Here is a 16,867-nt window from a genome sequence, read left to right on the forward strand (position 1 = left end):
ACAAGTTCTGATTTATTCAACAAAGCCGCAAATACTCCAGCATATACCCTGCATCGATGATGACTTGTTGAATATTATGTTTTTTGTGAAAAGTTGCATTGTCCATCACGATTACACTGTTTTTAGGGAGTACTGGGATAAGGACTTGTGTGACCCAGGAATAGAAAACATCGCTGTTAATATTGATATCAAATAATCCGATAGCAAACAGCGTTGTGCCTAATAACGCGCCGATAACATTTGTTCTTCCCTTGGCTCCCCCGTTCTTCAGGCCAAAACACCGTTGACCTTTTGGGGAATAGCCGTGAGTCCGTGGGGTATCGTGTGGAAAACCACTTTCATCAATAAAAACAATAGGTTTACCTTCTTTTTCATACTGTTGTATTTTTTGTTGAAATGCTTGCTGGGCGCTTTCGTCGGCTTTCGGATGACGTAGAGTTTTTTATAGCCAAACTACTTAAAAATGATTACAGCCAATCCCCTGATATGTGGCAAAAAATACAGCTAATTGTTATCAAAATAATGTCGCTTGGCTATACTGGCTGACAAAGCCTACTCTGGGAATGCACTACGTAACGAGTTGAAAAAAAGAGGGATAAAAACGGTTATTCCCCGAAAATCAAATGAAAAACTGGCTTCAGATGGACGCTCGCAACTTGATCGTGATGCTTATCACCGTCGCAACGTTGTGGAGAGGTGTTTTGGCCGTTTAAAGGAATATCGACGGATCGCCACACGTTATGAAAAAATGGCAAGAAACTATCTAGCAATGGTGAAACTGGGCTGCATCCGCTTGTTTTACCACCGGTTACGCAATTAAGGGACACACCCTAAAACAGGCTGGTATACTGTGCCGCTGACCCATGAGGAATATGGCCAGATCATCAACGTGACTCGCGTCACCATTTCCAGAATATAGCCAAGCGACATTATTTTGATAACAATTAGCTGTATTTTTTGCCACATATCAGGGGATTGGCTGTAATCATTTTTAAGTCGGTTGGCCATACTGGCACATTGGCAAAGTGAAGGGCTGATATGTCGGGAAAATAAAACGATTATTGTCCATCATCAGCTGTTTGATGATGTGTATGACTGGCTCAGTTATTTTTCTGAAAAATAACCTTTCATTACCGCGTAAAAAACACCGCGTTGCCTAAACGGGCAGATAGTTGTAAGCCAGCCACACCGAATCTTCTCACCAATAATGCTCACTGGTAATATGCCCCGGACGGCGACGCAGGTGCTTGGCCATTTCCCGTTGTTCTTTCAGGCATTGCTGGGTATCGCGCACCATTTGCGGGTTACCGCACAGCATCACATGGCTGGTTTGCGCATTGAGTGCCAACCCGACCGCCTTCTCCAACGCTCCGCTGCTGATAAGCGCCGGAACGCGTCCTGTCAGGGAGCCTACCTGTGTTTCCCTGCTGATGACCGTTTGTATCCGCAGTTTATCGCCGTAACGCTGCTGTAGCTGCTGCATCTTGGGTAAGTAGCTAAGATCATTGGCAAAACGCGCCGCGTGCACCAATACGATGTGCTTGAAACGATCCAGATCTTTCCCTTCCTCTAAAATCGACAGATAAGGGCCGATAGCGGTGCCGGTCGCGAGCATCCACAGTGTGTCGCAGTCAGGGATTTCTTCCAGAACAAAGAAACCTGCCGCCTCTTTGGTGATTTCCAGTGGCATTCCGGGTTGCAGAGCATGCAAATGCGGGCTGAGCTTGCCGTCCGGCACCGTGACCAGATAAAACTCAAGAGTGGGATTACTGGGGGCATTCACGTAGGAATAGGCGCGTTGAATGCGTTCGCCGCCAATTTCCAATCCCAGTTTGGAGTACTGGCCCGCAGTGAACGCTGCAATCGGCGCCTGAACCTGAATGCTGAAAAGGCTGTCCGTCCAATTTGTTACCTGAATAACGTTACCGGTTACCCACTCTGCCATAGTGCTGTGCTCCTGATGTTTTTCGGCCACTCAGGCCATCCCCTCACAAAACGGTGCGTCAGGGGAGAGGGCCTTTACGATACGCGATTTTTTAACAACAGTGAAACAATCAATACAATAGACGTTGTGCATTCATGCTATAGCCAACCGACTTAAAAATGATTACAACAGATACCCTGATATGCGGCAAAAAAGCATAGCTGGATGTTATCAAAATAATGTCGGTTGGCTATATTACAGCAGGAAGTCATGCAACGTGGAATCTTTGCGATCGAGATAATGTGTTGAACGAATACGCCGGATGGTGCGTGATTTGCCGCGAATCAGCAGGGTTTCGGTGGTGGCGATGTCACCCCGACGGGCAATCCCTTCCAACAGGTCGCCTTTGGTGATGGCGGTAGCCGAGAAGATCACGTTGTCATTATGCGCCATATCGCTCAGAGTGAGTACACGTCCGGCTTCGATCCCCCATTTCCGCACAACGTTCCAGCTCGCGCTCGCCCAAACGGCGGTTTTCCTCACTGTCCCCTTTAACCTAGTGACGGGCCAGCAGGCGACCTTGCATATCGCCATCCAGCGCACGAATCACCGCAGCGGAAATCACCCCTTCCGGCGCGCCGCTGATGCCATACAGCACATCGACTTCGCTGTCAGGCATACAGGTCAGAATTGAGGCCGCGACATCAGCGTCGGGAATAGCAAACACTTTCACGCCCAGTTGTTGCATCTCGGCAATCACCCCATCGTGGCGCGGTTTCGCCAGTGTAATCACCGTAAGCTGCTGTAACGGTTTGCCAATTTTGATGGCGATATTGCGCAGATTATCCGTCAGTGGCAGTGCCAGATTGATAGCATCTTTGGCCTGTGGGCCGACGATCAGCTTTTCCATGTACATGTCGGGCGCGTGCAGAAAGGTATAGCTAAACGACTTAATTTTGATTAGATTATTTAAATGAGCTATTCAATTGATTTTAGACGTAAAGTGATATCTACACGCGAAGAAGAAGGGTTGAGTATCCGAGAAACAGCGAAGCAATTTCGGATTTGCCCTGCCTCTGTATCGCGTTGGGGCTTTGTTGAATAAACATATTTTATGCTGCCCCCCCGGTGAAACGACAGATCCTCGCAACGCAAAATCATGCAGTTAGGCCTCATAAGAAAACTGTAAACCTGAGGTGACAAGCATTTTCTACCAAAACTGGCTGGAAAAACAGCATGACTCACTATTATTCAACAAAGCCCCTTTCCGGTTATGGAAGCTAGGACCACGCCCAATGCAATCAAAAATGGCAAAAACATGAACATAAAAAACTTCCTCTTTAATATCAATCTTTAAGGGACGGCTGTGTTGGCGTACCCTCATATGAACTAAAACACGGTAAGTCATTCAGGAATGCTTAGCATTATCAGGGGTACGATCGTTTGTTTGTAGTGTTCCCCTCCTGTTCCTGCTGGTTGCTGGCATGTTTTTGGAGATAAGGGTGAGAAATATCCCTATAGCTAACGGTATAATAAGTAGCATTAAGTATGTTGAAATAGCATAACCATAAATATAGTTTTCCAGACTTACCGCAATCAGAGGGAATATAAGGAACACTAGTGAGGCCTGGAAGGCATTAGCCTTTTGCTGAAGAGCAAAATAACACAAGATCCCAAAAACTCCGGCAAAAGCTCCGAGATACAGAGTAGATAATACTGAGTGCATAGAGAAGGCCGATATCTGTGGTCTTTCGAAAAACCATCCTGCCGCAGAAAGTATCAATCCTGCCAGAAAGCACGGGAGCGCATTAAACGTAATAACAGAGACAGCACAGCTTCTTTTCTTGCATTGGGTATATATTATGGCATGGATGTTCACAGCAGAAACAAGCGCAATGATTCCCTGCCAGTGGCTCTCTGTACTTGTTTTCGTTTCCTCGAGAAGAATGCCCGCCAGTGCAACTATTGCAATAGTTAACCCCATAATCTGCATTGAGTTCATTTTTTCATTCAAAAATATAACTGAAGCTATCAAAACAGCCACAGGCATATTCGCAAATATAATGGAGGCAAGTCCGGAGCTGACATAGGTTTCACCATAAATCATTAATGAGAAAGGAATGGCGAAATAAAAAATACAAATTCCAAGCTGAAATAAGCGTTGTCCGGGTGGAAATAAAAGTGGTGTTTTTCTTAACCATGCAATGCTCATTAAGAATGGTGCCGCGAACATAAATCTCATTCCGGTTGCAAACACCGGAGGGATAGTTTCAGCGGCTATCCGCATAGCCAGCCATGTGGTTCCCCAGGTCAGTGCAACTAGCAGGAATAATACCAATATCGTCACTCTGCGCATAAGATACTCCCAGTAAAAGAAATTAATTTAACTTTTTATCTGGAGAAAAATATTGTTTTATTTACTTTTTTTTCATACTTTTAGAGAAAATATTTCTCTATCAGAAGGGCGCGGTTATGCTGAGAGTTATTAGCAAATCTGGTGTATGGCGATCAGGCTACGTTCCGCTCTGATGCTTCGTGAATCTGTTCTCCATCCTTAAATTGGACGTTGCTTACAACCAGGGTCAGCAGGTCAAATCCTCTTAGTCGGTTCCAGCTTTTCTGAGCTGACTGGAGCAGCTTAAATACCATTGACAGGGTTGTTTCTCTCGAACCACCGTTCTTCGCGCCTCTGCTTCGTAGCCTCACAGTCGCAAAAGCCGATTCAATCGGATTTGTCGTTCTTATTGACGCCCAGTGCTCTGACGGGAAGTCGTAGAATGCCAGCAGTTCTTCTCGAGCTTTCTCCAGCTTCTTCATCGCTGCAGGATACTTCGCTGAAAACCTTGCCAACAAAACATCAAAGGCTTCATTAGCGGCATCGCGGCTCTCTGCTAGCCAAACCTCCCGCAGCTCAGCCTTAACTTTCGGTTGCATGGCTTTGGGGAGTGAAGCCAACACATTAGCGGTTTTGTGCACCCAACAGCATTGGTGCTGCGTGTCCGGGAATATCTTTGCCATTGCATTCCAAAAACCAAGGGCACCGTCTCCCCTAGCCAGCTTGGGAGATACGGTTAGGCCACTGCTCGCAGGCCATTAAGAAGTTCGGCCCAGTTTGCTTCTGAATCTCGATAACCATCTTCGACCGCAACCAGCTCCTTACGTCCATGCTCAGTGACGCCGATAATGACCAGCAGGCAAAGGCGATCATCTTGCCTGACATGGCTGTATAGCTAAGCGACTTAATTTTGATTACACTATATGGACTGAGAACAAAATCTCTGTATCGCAACCACTCTCTCTTTTTTTTGCTTTTTGCTTGTGCCCATTTATGCTCAATGGGGTTAAGATCTGGCGAATATGTAGGCAAATACTCCACCATATACCCTGCATCGATGATGACTTGTTGAATATTATGTTTTTTTGTGAAAAGTTGCATTGTCCATCACGATTACCCTGTTTTTAGGGAGTACTGGGATAAGGACTTGTGTGACCCAGGAATAGAAAACATCGCTGTTAATATTGATATCAAATAATCCGATAGCAAACAGCGTTGTGCCTAATAACGCGCCGATAACATTTGTTCTTCCCTTGGCTCCCCCGTTCTTCAGCCCAAAACACCGTTGACCTTTTTGGGAATAGCCGTGAGTCCGTGGGGTATCGTGTGGAAAACCACTTTCATCAATAAAAACAATAGGTTTACCTTCTTTTTCATACTGTTGTTTTTTTTGAAATGCTTGCCGGGCGCTTTCGTCGGTTTTCGGATGACATAGAGTTTTTTTATAGGTCAATCCCAGCTTTTTAAGAGCTTGCCAAATGGCCTTCTGACAAACGCCAAAACGCTCTGCACGTTCTTTTTGGTAAGCATCTGGATATGGTTCAACATCTTTTATCAACTCGGATTTATCGATCTTTCGCTGACGCGTGGTCGATGCTTTTGACGCTATTTGATTAATCCAACGCGATACAGAGGCAGGGCCAATCCGAAATTGCTTCGCTGTTTCTCGGATACTCAACCCTTCTTCTTCCCGTGTAGATATCACTTTACGTCTAAAATCAATTGAACAGCTCATTTAAATAATGTAATCAAAATTAAGTCGTTTAGCTATATCGCTCCGGCTGCCGTGAGGCAGCGGAACGTGGTCCGTTTAATGAACGGTCATGATACGAACGGGTATTGACCCAAAAACACTAGGCTGTGTCCCTTAATTGCTTGAGGTATAGTATCCATCTGTTTCTACGACACTTTTGATTATGGCTCGCTACGATCTTTCTGATGAAGCATGGGCAATCATTGAGCCCTTGTTGCCAACCGTTTTGACATCTCCGCGGGCCGGCCGTGGGCAGAACATCGAAAAATCTTCAACGGCATGTTCTGGATACTGTGTTCAGGCGCACCATGGCGTGATTTACCTGAACGTTACGGCCCATGAAAAACCGTTTATAACCGTTTCAATAGATGGTCAAAGTCTAGAATCATTAACATTATTTTCAATAAGTTACTTTCATTTCTTGATGCTCATGGACTTGTTGACTGGTCAGCCACTGCGCTGGATGACAGTAATATCCGTGCGCTCAAATGTGCGGCTGGCGCTCAAAAAAACATCTCGATATTACCAACGATAATAGCCTAGGTCGCTCACGAGGTGGTTATGGCACCAAAATCCACATGGCGACTGACGGAAGCGGCATCCCGCTAAACATCGAACTGAGTGCTGGGCAGGGTCACGAAAGCCTGTTTGCGTTACGACTCCTAGACGGAATTGGCGTGCAACGCCAGAACGGCAGCATGAAGCGTCGTGGCCATGCAGTACTGGCTGACAAAGCCTACTCTGGGAATGCACTACGTAACGAGTTGAAAAAAAGAGAGATAAAAACGGTTATTCCCCGAAAATCAAATGAAAAACTGGCTTCAGATGGACGCTCGCAACTTGATCGTGATGCTTATCGCCGTCGCAACGTTGTGGAAAGGTGTTTTTGCCGTTTAAAGGAATATCGACGGATCGCCACACATTATGAAAAAATGGCAAGAAATTACTAGCAATGGTGAAACTTGGCTGCATCCGCTTGTTTTACCGTTTGTTACGCAATTAAGGGACACAGCCTAGGCATCTGGCAAACACGCCAGCGCGTGTGAAGATGTATTTAAGGTAAGACAGTATTGTTATTATCGGTCTGACGAGATCATGGATTATCGATCTTGTCCATTTCGTCCAGCCGCACCAGCAATTTACGCATCAGCACTTCCAACTGCTTCTGCTCATCTTTTTCCAATGCTGACCAGATGAAATGCAGACTCTGGTGCTGCGGTGGCAGCAGACGATCGAGAAACGCTTTGCCTTCATCTGTCATATGCAAGTGTAAGCAACGACGATCGCTATCGTTTTCACGGCGTTCAATCCAACCGCGCTTTTCTAACTCATCGGCAATGCGCGTGGCATTGGTACGCGAAGAACCAAGTGCGGCGCTCAATTCTGATGGTTGAATACTACGTGATTCCTGAGATTCCAGCGTAATCAGTGCCATAAACAACGTTTCGTTGATGCCCTGTTCCCGCAAAATCTTGTTGCGGTGCTCCAGAATCTTGTTCTGCATGTGCATGCACAGACGCACCAACAAGATTTCCTGTTGAGGAAACTCTGGATTACGCGATGCACGCAGATTGATCATTTGTTCGATGGGTGAGAAGGAGCTGTTTTTATCGAACTCAGGTTTCTTGTCACGCGCACCACTTTCAGTGAGCCCGTGCTTGTGTACAGATGAACTATCCATTTTTATGTGAACCTCATTAATCACGATCAGTATAATAACTAAAGTTACTAATCAGGTAAACGATATTTAGTCGCATTGTGTCGTCGACTTTGTGACAGAACGTAAGTGACCTTGTGTAAGGTAACGTGAACCACTAATAACGTGCTGCTAACACAATGATATTAAATAATTCCCAATGAAAGGTATTTAAAAGCAATACCGTAACAAAACGCGCCCAACAATGTGGATATGACAATGCTGCGTGTCCGGTAGAAGCAGAGCGTGAGCGTCAGGCAACCGATGAGTGTAGGCAACAGCTTGTTAGTATTCTGTTGGATCTCTGGGACGCTGGAAACGATCAGCAAGGCGCAGATAGACGCGATGCCAATGCTGTCGAGCACCGCTCCCACTTTGCCGCGCTTGAGTGATCCAGACGCGCGGCTGCCTCCTAGACGGAGTGGCAGGTAGCGGAATAAAAAATTCACCATGCCGATCAGCACACCAATCAGTACTATTTGGCTATTCATGCGGATTTTTCCCCCTGTTGAGCCATGACGGGCGGTGTAAGAAACAGTGCAGCGGCGCAGCCGCTGCCGATACCGACTAAAATCGCGGCCGGAATGGAGAACAGCAGTAACCCAAGCAGGGCGCCACCCAGTGCGCACACCACGACCATACTTTGCCGTTTTTTAAAAGAAGCCAGCAGGAAACTGAGGAACAACGCGGGCAGCATGAAGGTAAGTGCCGCCTCGACGGCGGGGTACGCTTTCAACGGCCCATTACCGAATAACGCGCCGATCACTGTGCCGCAGGCCCAGGAAATCCAGGAGGCTGCAGCGACGCCCAGCATCCAGTTTTCACTCCAGCGGCGATTGTTTTGTGCCAGCCGCGCTGTTGCGGCGGCGAAGACTTCATCGGTCAGGCCAAACGCCCACAGCGGTGTTTTGCGCGTAGGTAGGCGCTGCAAGATTCGGTGCCGCAGCGCCGGGCCATACAGCACATGGCGCACATCCATGGCCATGACGGTAAACGCCGCCACCCAAATGGACATCCCGGCGCTGAGCAGGGCGGTAATCACAAACTGGCTGGCGCCGGCGTAAATCACGCACGACATAAAGACGGCTTCCCACGGTGAATAGCCGAGTTTGACCGCATTCAGGCCAAAAGCGAAGGCGACGGGAAGATAACCGATCACAATCGGCAGGCTACTGATCACCCCTTCGGCAAAGGTGGCGTGTGGAGAGGCGTGTTCAATCTGCTTCTCCTGCTGTTGGCTTATCATTGGCTAACCTGTCGTTTAATAGAATGGGTGGTCAATACCCTACCGATAAAAGGGCGGATGTGCCAGAGATGTGACACATCCTCATCGACGGCCCTGTCAGCCATGTTTTCGGCAGGGAATCCTGATAAGCAGCCTCAGCAGGCTCACTGCGGCACCCGCATAGCAAACGCCCGTCCAGCCTGCGACCTGATAGGTGGCCACAGACAGCAAAGAGCCCGCAGCGCCGCCGATAAAGTATAGATAAACGACTTAATTTTGATTACATTATTTAAATGAACTATTCAATTGATTTTAGAAGTAAAGTGATATCTACACGGGAAGAAGAAGGGTTGAGTATCCGAGAAACAGCGAAGCAATTTCGGATTGGCCCTGCCTCTGTATCGCGTTGGATTAATCAAATATAGTCAACCGACATTATTTTGATAACAATTAGGACTTTGTTGAATAATAGTGAGTCATGCTGTTTTGCCAAGCAAGTTTTGGTAGAAAATGCTTGTCACCTCAGGTTTACAGTTTTCTTATGAGGCCTAACTGCATGATTTTGCGTTGCGAGGATCTGTCGTTTCACCGGGGGTGCAGCATAAAATATGTTTATTCAACAAAGCCAACAATTAGCTGTATTTTTTTGCCACATATCAGGGCATTGGCGGTAATCATTTTTAAGTTGGTTGGCTATAGAGTCAAAAGCATCGACCACGCGTCAGCGAAAGATCGATAAATCAGAGTTGATAAAAGATGTTGAACCATATCCAGATGCTTACCAAAAAGAACGTGCAGAGCGTTTTGGCGTTTGTCAGAAAGCCATTTGGCAAGCTCTTAAAAAGCTGGGATTGACCTATAAAAAAACTCTACGTCATCTGAAAGGAGTTATGCTCATTTCTGGTGTACGGGGTTTCGGGGAGGGTGGCGTATCCTGCTGATTGATTTCGTGTATGATTTCAACAACATAGAGATGATACCCCATGAAAAAGTCTACCCTACAGCTCTCCGCAGAACCAGATATTGCCGCTGATCCCTTGCATGAACTCATTCGTAATGGTGTCAGGCAACTGATAGCTGCCGCCGTTGAGGTTGAGCTCGAAGCCATGCTGCAACAACATGCTGAACGCCACCTTGACGACGGGCGTCATGTTGTCGTTCGTAACGGCTATTTGCCACCGCGAACCATACAGACGGGTATTGGGGATGTTGAAATTAAAGTGCCTAAGGTCAGGGAGCGCAGCGGCAACGGAATATGCTTCAACAGCGCGTTGTTGCCGCCTTATCTGAAACGTGCAAAAAGCGTCGAAGAGTTGCTACCATGGCTGTACCTGCGAGGCATATCCACCGGTGATTTTCACGAAGCCCTGAGGGCGCTTCTCAGTGAAAAAGCTAATGGCCTCTCTGCCAGTACCATCAGCAGACTGAAACAGCAATGGCTTGAAGAGCACAGGCAATGGTGCCTGCGTGATTTAAGCGATACGCGCTACGTTTATTTCTGGGCCGATGGCATATATAGCCAAGCGACTTAATTTTGATTACACTATATGGACTGAGAACAAAATCTCTGTATCGCAAGCACTCTCTCTTTTTTTGCTTTTTGCTTGTGCCCATTTATGCTCAATTGGGTTAAGATCTGGCGAATATGTAGGCAAATACTCCACCATATACCCTGCATCGATGATGACTTGTTGAATATTATGTTTTTTGGGCTTTGTTGAATAAATAGATTTTATGCTGGCAGCCCAGCGAAACGACGGATCCTCGCAACGTAAAATCATGCAGTTAGGCCTCATGAGAAAAGTGTACACCTGAGATGACAAGCATTTTCAACCAAAACTGGCATTGAAAAACAGCATGATTACCTATTATTCAACAAAGCCGGTTCAACATCTTTTATCAACTCGGATTTATCGATCTTTCGCTGACGCGTGGTCGATGCTTTTGACGCTATTTGATTAATCCAACGCGATACAGAGGCAGGGCCAATCCGAAATTGCTTCGCTGTTTCTCGGATACTCAACCCTTCTTCTTCCCGTGTAGATATCACTTTACTTCTAAAATCAATTGAATAACTCATTTAAATAATGCAATCAAAATTAAGTCGGTTGGCTACATTTAAGCTGCTCCAGTTTGTTCAGAAAAGCTGGAACCGACTAAGAGGATTTGACCTGCTGACCCTAGTTGTAAGCAATGTCCAATTTAAGGATGGAGAACAGATTCACGAAACATCAGAGCGGAACGTAGCCTGATCGCCATACACCAGATTTGCTAATAACTCCCGAAAGCCAACGAAAGCGCCCGGCAAGCATTTCAACAAAAAAACAACAGTATGAAAAAGAAGGTAAGCCTATTGTTTTTATTGATGAAAGTGGTTTTCCACACGATACCCCACGGACTCACGGCTATTCCCCAAAAGGTCAACGGTGTTTTGGCCTGAAGAACGGGGGAGCCAAGGGAAGAACAAATGTTATAGTCAACCGACTTAAAAATGATTACAGCCAATGCCCTGATATGTGGCAAAAAAATACAGCTAATTGTTATCAAAATAATGTCGCTTGGCTATATGGTAATGGCACCGCATGTGGCGTTGTTTCCCAGTTTGGCGATTTTCCTGACCGTGCTGGCGTTTAATTTGCTAGAGGATGGTTTGCGCGATGCGCTCGACCCCAAATTACGCCCGTAGCTCAACACAAATAAAAACGGCCCCATTATCGGGGCCGCTGTGTGTTTCATGTGGCAGAAACGCTTAGAACGAGGTGCGTTTATAGCTGCGGTATTGGGGTTGCCAGAAGTTGTGCGTAATGGCCTTCGCCAGCGTATCGCTGGAGGTCACCTCTGCCACACCCTGCAGCTGCGCGGCTTTTGCTACGTCCATCGCGATACGGCGAGACACATCCTGGATGTCTTTCAGGTCAGGTAACAAGGCCCCTTCACCGTTGTTGGCAAGCGGTGAACAGTCTGCCAATGCGCGGCTGGCGGCCATCAGCATGCCATCGGTAATGCGTTTGGCACCACAAGCCAACACGCCTAAGCCAATACCGGGGAAGATATAGGAGTTGTTGCATTGAGCAATCGGGAACAGCGTATTCTTGTGCTTAACCGGTGCAAACGGACTTCCGGTTGCGACCAGTGCGGCACCGTCGGTCCAGCGGATAATATCTTCCGGACGCGCTTCCACGCGGGAGGTCGGGTTGGAAAGCGGCATCACGATAGGACGTGCGCAGTGGGTGTACATTTCACGAATGATCTCTTCCGTGAACAGACCCTGCTGACCAGAAACGCCAATCAAGATAGTCGGCTTGGCGTTGCGCACCACTTCCAGCAGTGAGATAGCGTCACTGGCAACGTCCCACTCGCTCAGCAATTCACTCTTCTGCACCAGCTTGCTCTGGAAATCGAGCAGGTTCGGCAGTTTGTCGGTCAGCAGACCAAAGCGATCCACCATAAACACGCGGGCACGCGCTTCTTCTTCGCTCAGATCTTCAGATTTCATCTGCGCGATAATTTGCTCGGCGATACCGCAACCGGCGGAACCGGCACCCAGGAAGGTGACCGTCTGATCGCGCAGTTGTGTGCCAGCAGCACGGCTGGCGGCAATCAGGCTGCCCAACGCCACGGCAGCGGTGCCTTGAATGTCGTCGTTAAAGCAGCAGATTTCATCGCGGTAACGGTTTAACAGCGGCGTGGCATTGCTTTGCGCAAAGTCTTCAAATTGCAGCAACACGTTCGGCCAGCGGCGTTTTACTGCCTGAATAAATTCTTCCACGAAGGCATCGTACTCTTCGCCGGTGATGCGTGGGTGGCGCCAGCCCATATAGAGTGGATCGTTCAGGCGCTGCGGGTTGTTGGTGCCCACATCCAGCACGACGGGCAAGGTATAAGCAGGGCTGATGCCGCCACAGGCGGTGTAGAGCGACAGTTTACCGATAGGGATCCCCATGCCACCGATGCCCTGGTCGCCCAGGCCAAGGATACGCTCACCGTCGGTGACCACGATCACCTTCACGTTCTGCTTGGTGGCGTTTTGCAGCATGTCATCGATGTTTTCACGGTTCGGATAGGAGATAAACAAGCCGCGAGCACGACGGTAAATATCTGAAAAGTGTTCGCACGCCTGACCGACCGTTGGGGTGTAGATGATCGGCATCATTTCGGTCAGGTGTGCGTCCAGCAGGCGGTAAAACAGCGTCTCGTTAGTATTCTGAATGTTACGCAGGTAGACGTGCTTCTCCATATCATTTTTGAATTCCTGATACTGACGCCAGGCGCGTTCTGCCTGTTCTTCAATGGTCTCCACGGCCTCAGGCAACAGGCCATGCAGGTTGAAGTTGGCACGCTCTTCATTGGTGAAGGCGCTACCTTTGTTCAGCAAAGGGAATTCCAACAGAATGGGGCCAGCATAAGGGATGTAGAGGGTGCGTTTGCTTTCGTATTCTAATTCCATGACTTTTCTTACTCTTCGGGTAACAGAAACGAATTTAGGTAATGACACGACATGACAGCGCGGATCTTAAATTACCCCAAAAATATGTACAGAAAATGTTAATTAAAATAGTTACACATGACTTGCGTCACAACATTTTGTCAATGCTCCCCGGTTCATCCATCATTTTTGTGCGCTGTATCAGTCGATAAAGTGCTGCTGTACGTCGGTATAGCTAAACGACTTAATTTTGATTGCATTATTTAAATGAGCTATTCAATTGATTTTAGACGTAAAGTGATATCTACACGGGAAGAAGAAGGGTTGAGCATCCGAGAAACAGCGAAGCAATTTCGGATTGGCCCTGCCTCTGTATCGCGTTGGATTAATCAAATAGCGTCAAAAGCATCGACCACGCGTCAGCGAAAGAGCGATAAATCCGAGTTGATAAAAGATGTTGAACCATATCCAGATCCTTACCAAAAAGAACGTGCAGAGCGTTTTGGCGTTTGTCAGAAGGCCATTTGGCAAGCTCTTAAAAAGCTGGGATTGACCTATAAAAAAACTCTACGTCATCCGAAAGCCGACGAAAGCGCCCGGTAAGCATTTCAACAAAAAATACAACAGTATGAAAAAGAAGTCAAACCTATTGTTTTTATTGATGAAAGTGGTTTTCCACACGATACCCCACGGACTCACGGCTATTCCCCAAAAGGTCAACGGTGTTTTGGGCTGAAGAACTGGGGAGCCAAGGGAAGAACAAATGTTACCGGCGCTTTATTAGGCACAACGCTGTTTGCTATCGGATTATTTGATATCAATATTAACAGCGATGTTTTCTATTCCTGGGTCACACAAGTCCTTATCCCAGTACTCCCTAAAAACAGGGTAATCGTGATGGACAATGCAACTTTTCACAAAAAACATAATATTCCACAAGTCATCATCGATGCAGGGTATATGCTGGAGTATTTGCCTACATATAGCCAAACGACATTATTTTGATAACAGCCAGCTATGCTTTTTTGCCGCATATCAGGGTATCTGTTGTAATCATTTTTAAGTCGGTTGGCTATATGAGTCAGACTCTCAGACAAGCCCTCGGTTAGCGTTGAACGACAACCTGCCCTATCGGTTAGAGTTTGAGACAGGGGCGCTATTGGTAAACCATTTGCAGCATCAACCAGTAGGCTGGTTTGTAGTTCATAACCGACGTCGCCACCATGCGTCATTTTCAAACGTTCTTCTTTCCCATTGTGGGTACGAAACTGTAAATGAGACCAGTCGTGAACGACGAGAGCGTATGGATGCGGGCTAAGTGCAACCTGCCGGAGAGCCAGCGAAATAATCGGTTCATTGAGCTGACTGAAGCTATAGCTAAGCGACATTATTTTGATAACAATTAGCTGTATTTTTTTGCCACATATCAGGGCATTGGCTGTAATCATTTTTAAGTCGGTTGGCTATATCAGCGATGACAACCATGACGATGGTATCCATGACTCGACTTCACCGCGCGCAGCCCTTATGATCGCGTTCAGATTCATTCATGTAACTCGCTGATTAACGATAGTTAATTTTGCCACGTTATCAGCTCTGCACAGAGATACCACGATGAAAAAGATCGTTTTAGCGCTAACCCTTGCCACGCTTGGCGCTGATGCCGTTGCAGCCGCCCAGCTGGTGACGTTAAGCCGTCAGCAATATGGCGAACGTTGGGCGTTTACTCGTGAGAAGTCCAGTTAATTTGCCGCCCGGGTAAAGCTGTTTTTGCGTTGAACAGCGGAACGCTGATGCAGTACCCGCTTAACGCGTCCGCACAGGCACAAATGAAAAATGGCCAGGTTAATGGGCAACCCATCGATGTCATTTGGCTTGACGACCCCACAGCACCGGGCAAGAAGAAAGATTTACAGCCATTCATCGAACGTGGTGAACAGCTTTGTATAGCCAACCGACTTAAAAATGATTACAGCCAATGCCCTGATATGTGGCAAAAAAATACAGCTAATTGTTATCAAAATAATGTCGCTTAGCTATAGCTTCAGTCAGCTCAATGAACCGATTATTTCGCTGGCTCTCCGGCAGGTTGCACTTAGCCCGCATCCATACGCTCTCGTCGTTCACGACTGGTCTCATTTACAGTTTCGTACCCACAATGGGAAAGAAGAACGTTTGAAAATGACGCATGGTGGCGACGTCGGTTATGAACTACAAACCAGCCTACTGGTTGATGCTGCAAATGGTTTACCAATAGCGCCCCTGTCTCAAACTCTAACCGATAGGGCAGGTTGTCGTTCAACGCTAACCGAGGGCTTGTCTGAGAGTCTGACTCATATAGCCAACCGACTTAAAAATGATTACAACAGATACCCTGATATGCGGCAAAAAAGCATAGCTGGCTGTTATCAAAATAATGTCGTTTGGCTATATGTAGGCAAATACTCCAGCATATACCCTGCATCGATGATGACTTGTGGAATATTATGTTTTTTGTGAAAAGTTGCATTGTCCATCACGATTACACTGTTTTTAGGGAGTACTAGGATAAGGACTTGTGTGACCCAGGAATAGAAAACATCGTTGTTAATATTGATATCAAATAATCCGATAGCAAACAGCGTTGTGCCTAATAACGCGCCGATAAAATTTGTTCTTCCCTTGGCTCCCCCGTTCTTCAGCCCAAAACACCGTTGACCTTTTGGGGAATAGCCGTGAGTCCGTGGGGTATCGTGTGGAAAACCACTTTCATCAATAAAAACAATAGGTTTTCCTTCTTTTTCATACTGTTGTATTTTTTGTTGAAATGCTTGCCGGGCACTTTCGTCGGCTTTCGGATGACGTAGAGTTTTTTATAGGTCAATCCCAGCTTTTTAAGAGCTTGCCAAATGGCCTTCTGACAAACGCCAAAACGCTCTGCACGTTCTTTTTGGTAAGCATCTGGATATGGTTCAACATCTTTTATCAACTCGGATTTATCGATCTTTCTCTGACGCGTGGTCGATGCTTTTGACGCTATTTGATTAATCCAACGCGATACAGAGGCAGGGCCAATCCGAAATTGCTTCGCTGTTTCTCGGATACTCAACCCTTCTTCTTTCCGTGTAGATATCACTTTACCTCTAAAATCAATTGAATAGCTCATTTAAATAATGTAATCAAAATTAAGTTGTTTAGCTATATATTCAGACGGGTTCGACTTCCCGTTGTTTTAACTGACTTTTTATGCCCTTTTCGTATCCATCCATAACTGAGCTTTGTGGCTTGTGTCGGATGAACCGCATCGATAAACAGAATCGCCTCATTGCTGGCTGTTTTCTTTAAATTCTCATAATATTCAATGAAATGCTTCTGATTTTTTTCACTGAATTTATGGGATACGCCCGCCGGTTTTTTGTAGGAGAAACCATGACGGTGCAACCACTTGTTCATCACGCTAGCGGCAGTCTCACGAGGAGCGGGATTAAGCTCCTCCACGCTAGCCAATGCGATATCACGCCCCTAGCCC

General features: G+C 46.7%; 21 protein-coding genes and 13 pseudogenes. 15 read left to right on the forward strand and 19 right to left on the reverse strand.

Annotation, left to right across the window (positions count from 1 at the left end):
• Nucleotides 1-16: 16 nt before the first annotated feature.
• A complete protein-coding gene (locus ACD630_RS03740; RefSeq protein ID WP_430359879.1) occupies nt 17-385 on the reverse strand; it encodes a transposase in 369 nt (122 codons plus the stop codon).
• Nucleotides 386-396: 11 nt separating this feature from the next.
• Here ACD630_RS03740 and ACD630_RS03745 point away from each other — a divergent pair, with 11 nt between their 5' ends.
• Together ACD630_RS03745 and ACD630_RS03750 are read left to right on the forward strand one after the other, a co-directional pair.
• Nucleotides 397-546 carry a hypothetical protein gene (locus ACD630_RS03745; RefSeq protein ID WP_430358163.1) on the forward strand — a complete coding sequence of 50 codons (150 nt, stop codon included), beginning with the start codon at nt 397-399 and terminating at the stop codon, nt 544-546.
• Nucleotides 533-820: pseudogene (locus ACD630_RS03750) on the forward strand (transposase); the annotation flags it as partial. The gene ACD630_RS03745 and the pseudogene ACD630_RS03750, both read left to right, overlap by 14 nt.
• Here ACD630_RS03750 and ACD630_RS03755 read toward each other — a convergent pair.
• The 3 genes and pseudogenes from ACD630_RS03755 to glpX all read right to left on the reverse strand — a co-directional run.
• A complete protein-coding gene (locus ACD630_RS03755; protein ID WP_430358164.1) occupies nt 817-1,008 on the reverse strand; it encodes a hypothetical protein in 192 nt (63 codons plus the stop codon). The pseudogene ACD630_RS03750 and the gene ACD630_RS03755 overlap by 4 nt on opposite strands.
• A gap of 190 nt (nt 1,009-1,198) precedes the next feature.
• Nucleotides 1,199-1,945 (reverse strand): ferredoxin--NADP(+) reductase, encoded by a 747-nt coding sequence (fpr, locus tag ACD630_RS03760; protein ID WP_430359880.1) that lies wholly within the window; start codon nt 1,943-1,945, stop codon nt 1,199-1,201.
• A gap of 234 nt (nt 1,946-2,179) precedes the next feature.
• Nucleotides 2,180-2,858 (reverse strand): annotated as a pseudogene (gene glpX / locus ACD630_RS03765) (class II fructose-bisphosphatase); the annotation flags it as partial.
• A 39-nt stretch (nt 2,859-2,897) separates the two neighbouring features.
• On the opposite strand from glpX, the gene ACD630_RS03770 reads away from it, so the two are divergent.
• Nucleotides 2,898-3,029, forward strand: a complete 132-nt coding sequence (locus ACD630_RS03770; RefSeq protein WP_430358165.1) for an IS630 transposase-related protein — start codon at nt 2,898-2,900, stop codon at nt 3,027-3,029.
• Between the two features lie 303 nt (nt 3,030-3,332).
• On the opposite strand, the gene ACD630_RS03775 is transcribed toward ACD630_RS03770, so the two are convergent.
• The 4 genes and pseudogenes from ACD630_RS03775 to ACD630_RS03790 form a co-directional block, all read right to left on the reverse strand.
• Nucleotides 3,333-4,280, reverse strand: coding sequence for a DMT family transporter (locus tag ACD630_RS03775; protein ID WP_430358166.1), 948 nt, complete (start codon nt 4,278-4,280; stop codon nt 3,333-3,335).
• Between the two features lie 152 nt (nt 4,281-4,432).
• Nucleotides 4,433-5,154, reverse strand: a pseudogene (locus ACD630_RS03780) (IS256 family transposase); the annotation flags it as partial.
• Nucleotides 5,155-5,276: 122 nt separating this feature from the next.
• Nucleotides 5,277-5,360 (reverse strand): annotated as a pseudogene (locus tag ACD630_RS03785) (hypothetical protein); the annotation flags it as partial.
• On the reverse strand, nt 5,335-5,994 hold the full coding sequence (locus ACD630_RS03790) for an IS630 transposase-related protein (RefSeq protein WP_430358167.1): 660 nt from the start codon (nt 5,992-5,994) through the stop codon (nt 5,335-5,337). The pseudogene ACD630_RS03785 and the gene ACD630_RS03790, both read right to left, overlap by 26 nt.
• Before the next feature lie 181 nt (nt 5,995-6,175).
• Here ACD630_RS03790 and ACD630_RS03795 point away from each other — a divergent pair.
• Nucleotides 6,176-7,015 (forward strand): annotated as a pseudogene (locus ACD630_RS03795) (IS5 family transposase).
• A 90-nt stretch (nt 7,016-7,105) separates the two neighbouring features.
• Here ACD630_RS03795 and mprA read toward each other — a convergent pair.
• The 4 genes and pseudogenes from mprA to ACD630_RS03815 all read right to left on the reverse strand — a co-directional run.
• Nucleotides 7,106-7,693 (reverse strand): transcriptional repressor MprA, encoded by a 588-nt coding sequence (gene mprA, locus ACD630_RS03800; RefSeq protein ID WP_430358168.1) that lies wholly within the window; start codon nt 7,691-7,693, stop codon nt 7,106-7,108.
• Between the two features lie 161 nt (nt 7,694-7,854).
• Nucleotides 7,855-8,199, reverse strand: coding sequence for an L-valine transporter subunit YgaH (ygaH, locus tag ACD630_RS03805; RefSeq protein ID WP_430358169.1), 345 nt, complete (start codon nt 8,197-8,199; stop codon nt 7,855-7,857).
• Nucleotides 8,196-8,954 carry an AzlC family ABC transporter permease gene (locus tag ACD630_RS03810; RefSeq protein ID WP_291971669.1) on the reverse strand — a complete coding sequence of 253 codons (759 nt, stop codon included), beginning with the start codon at nt 8,952-8,954 and terminating at the stop codon, nt 8,196-8,198. The genes ygaH and ACD630_RS03810 overlap by 4 nt, the downstream gene beginning before the upstream one ends.
• Nucleotides 8,955-9,050: 96 nt before the next feature.
• Nucleotides 9,051-9,191 (reverse strand): annotated as a pseudogene (locus ACD630_RS03815) (hypothetical protein); the annotation flags it as partial.
• Nucleotides 9,192-9,226: 35 nt separating this feature from the next.
• On the opposite strand from ACD630_RS03815, the gene ACD630_RS03820 reads away from it, so the two are divergent.
• From ACD630_RS03820 to ACD630_RS03830, 3 genes and pseudogenes are all read left to right on the forward strand, one after another.
• Nucleotides 9,227-9,358, forward strand: a complete 132-nt coding sequence (locus ACD630_RS03820; RefSeq protein WP_430358170.1) for an IS630 transposase-related protein — start codon at nt 9,227-9,229, stop codon at nt 9,356-9,358.
• Nucleotides 9,359-9,622: 264 nt separating this feature from the next.
• The gene (locus ACD630_RS03825) at nt 9,623-9,874 is read left to right on the forward strand and encodes an IS630 transposase-related protein (RefSeq protein WP_430358171.1); all 252 of its coding nucleotides are present in this window, start codon (nt 9,623-9,625) and stop codon (nt 9,872-9,874) included.
• Nucleotides 9,875-9,916: 42 nt separating this feature from the next.
• Nucleotides 9,917-10,453: pseudogene (locus ACD630_RS03830) on the forward strand (transposase); the annotation flags it as partial.
• Between the two features lie 18 nt (nt 10,454-10,471).
• On the opposite strand, the gene ACD630_RS03835 reads toward ACD630_RS03830, so the two are convergent.
• Nucleotides 10,472-10,714 (reverse strand): transposase, encoded by a 243-nt coding sequence (locus ACD630_RS03835; protein WP_430358172.1) that lies wholly within the window; start codon nt 10,712-10,714, stop codon nt 10,472-10,474.
• A gap of 80 nt (nt 10,715-10,794) precedes the next feature.
• A complete protein-coding gene (locus ACD630_RS03840) occupies nt 10,795-11,013 on the reverse strand; it encodes an IS630 transposase-related protein (protein ID WP_430358173.1) in 219 nt (72 codons plus the stop codon).
• A 37-nt stretch (nt 11,014-11,050) separates the two neighbouring features.
• Between ACD630_RS03840 and ACD630_RS03845 the strand changes: the two are divergent.
• The 3 pseudogenes from ACD630_RS03845 to ACD630_RS03855 all read left to right on the forward strand — a co-directional run.
• Nucleotides 11,051-11,185: pseudogene (locus ACD630_RS03845) on the forward strand (IS256 family transposase); the annotation flags it as partial.
• A 16-nt stretch (nt 11,186-11,201) separates the two neighbouring features.
• Nucleotides 11,202-11,414, forward strand: a pseudogene (locus ACD630_RS03850) (transposase); the annotation flags it as partial.
• 85 nt (nt 11,415-11,499) lie between these two features.
• Nucleotides 11,500-11,619: pseudogene (locus ACD630_RS03855) on the forward strand (glutathione ABC transporter permease GsiD); the annotation flags it as partial.
• A 63-nt stretch (nt 11,620-11,682) separates the two neighbouring features.
• Here the strand turns inward: ACD630_RS03855 and ACD630_RS03860 are convergent.
• On the reverse strand, nt 11,683-13,380 hold the full coding sequence (locus ACD630_RS03860) for an NAD-dependent malic enzyme (protein WP_430358174.1): 1,698 nt from the start codon (nt 13,378-13,380) through the stop codon (nt 11,683-11,685).
• Between the two features lie 246 nt (nt 13,381-13,626).
• On the opposite strand from ACD630_RS03860, the gene ACD630_RS03865 reads away from it, so the two are divergent.
• Entirely contained in the window at nt 13,627-13,962 is a 336-nt protein-coding gene (locus ACD630_RS03865) for an IS630 transposase-related protein (RefSeq protein WP_430358175.1), read from the forward strand.
• 54 nt (nt 13,963-14,016) lie between these two features.
• Nucleotides 14,017-14,364: a transposase gene (locus ACD630_RS03870; RefSeq protein WP_430359881.1), complete on the forward strand. Its 348-nt coding sequence runs from the start codon at nt 14,017-14,019 to the stop codon at nt 14,362-14,364.
• Here the strand turns inward: ACD630_RS03870 and ACD630_RS03875 are convergent.
• Nucleotides 14,274-14,807 (reverse strand): hypothetical protein, encoded by a 534-nt coding sequence (locus ACD630_RS03875; RefSeq protein ID WP_430358176.1) that lies wholly within the window; start codon nt 14,805-14,807, stop codon nt 14,274-14,276. The two genes, ACD630_RS03870 and ACD630_RS03875, sit on opposite strands and share 91 nt — an antisense overlap.
• A gap of 166 nt (nt 14,808-14,973) precedes the next feature.
• On the opposite strand from ACD630_RS03875, the pseudogene ACD630_RS03880 reads away from it, so the two are divergent.
• Together ACD630_RS03880 and ACD630_RS03885 are read left to right on the forward strand one after the other, a co-directional pair.
• Nucleotides 14,974-15,305: pseudogene (locus tag ACD630_RS03880) on the forward strand (YebY family protein); the annotation flags it as partial.
• Between the two features lie 19 nt (nt 15,306-15,324).
• Nucleotides 15,325-15,858 carry a hypothetical protein gene (locus ACD630_RS03885; RefSeq protein ID WP_430358176.1) on the forward strand — a complete coding sequence of 178 codons (534 nt, stop codon included), beginning with the start codon at nt 15,325-15,327 and terminating at the stop codon, nt 15,856-15,858.
• On the opposite strand, the gene ACD630_RS03890 is transcribed toward ACD630_RS03885, so the two are convergent.
• From ACD630_RS03890 to ACD630_RS03900, 3 genes and pseudogenes are all read right to left on the reverse strand, one after another.
• Complete coding sequence (locus tag ACD630_RS03890; RefSeq protein ID WP_430359882.1) at nt 15,768-16,154, reverse strand: transposase; 387 nt, start codon at nt 16,152-16,154, stop codon at nt 15,768-15,770. The genes ACD630_RS03885 and ACD630_RS03890 overlap by 91 nt on opposite strands.
• Nucleotides 16,037-16,504: an IS630 transposase-related protein gene (locus ACD630_RS03895; RefSeq protein WP_430358177.1), complete on the reverse strand. Its 468-nt coding sequence runs from the start codon at nt 16,502-16,504 to the stop codon at nt 16,037-16,039. Before ACD630_RS03895 ends, ACD630_RS03890 begins: the two co-directional genes overlap by 118 nt.
• Before the next feature lie 35 nt (nt 16,505-16,539).
• Nucleotides 16,540-16,791 (reverse strand): annotated as a pseudogene (locus ACD630_RS03900) (winged helix-turn-helix domain-containing protein); the annotation flags it as partial.
• A 1-nt stretch (nt 16,792) separates the two neighbouring features.
• On the opposite strand from ACD630_RS03900, the pseudogene ACD630_RS03905 reads away from it, so the two are divergent.
• Nucleotides 16,793-16,861: pseudogene (locus ACD630_RS03905) on the forward strand (helix-turn-helix domain-containing protein); the annotation flags it as partial.
• Between the last annotated feature and the right edge of the window lie 6 nt (nt 16,862-16,867).

Source organism: Symbiopectobacterium sp. RP (assembly GCF_050472005.1).
Taxonomy (GTDB): domain Bacteria; phylum Pseudomonadota; class Gammaproteobacteria; order Enterobacterales; family Enterobacteriaceae; genus Symbiopectobacterium.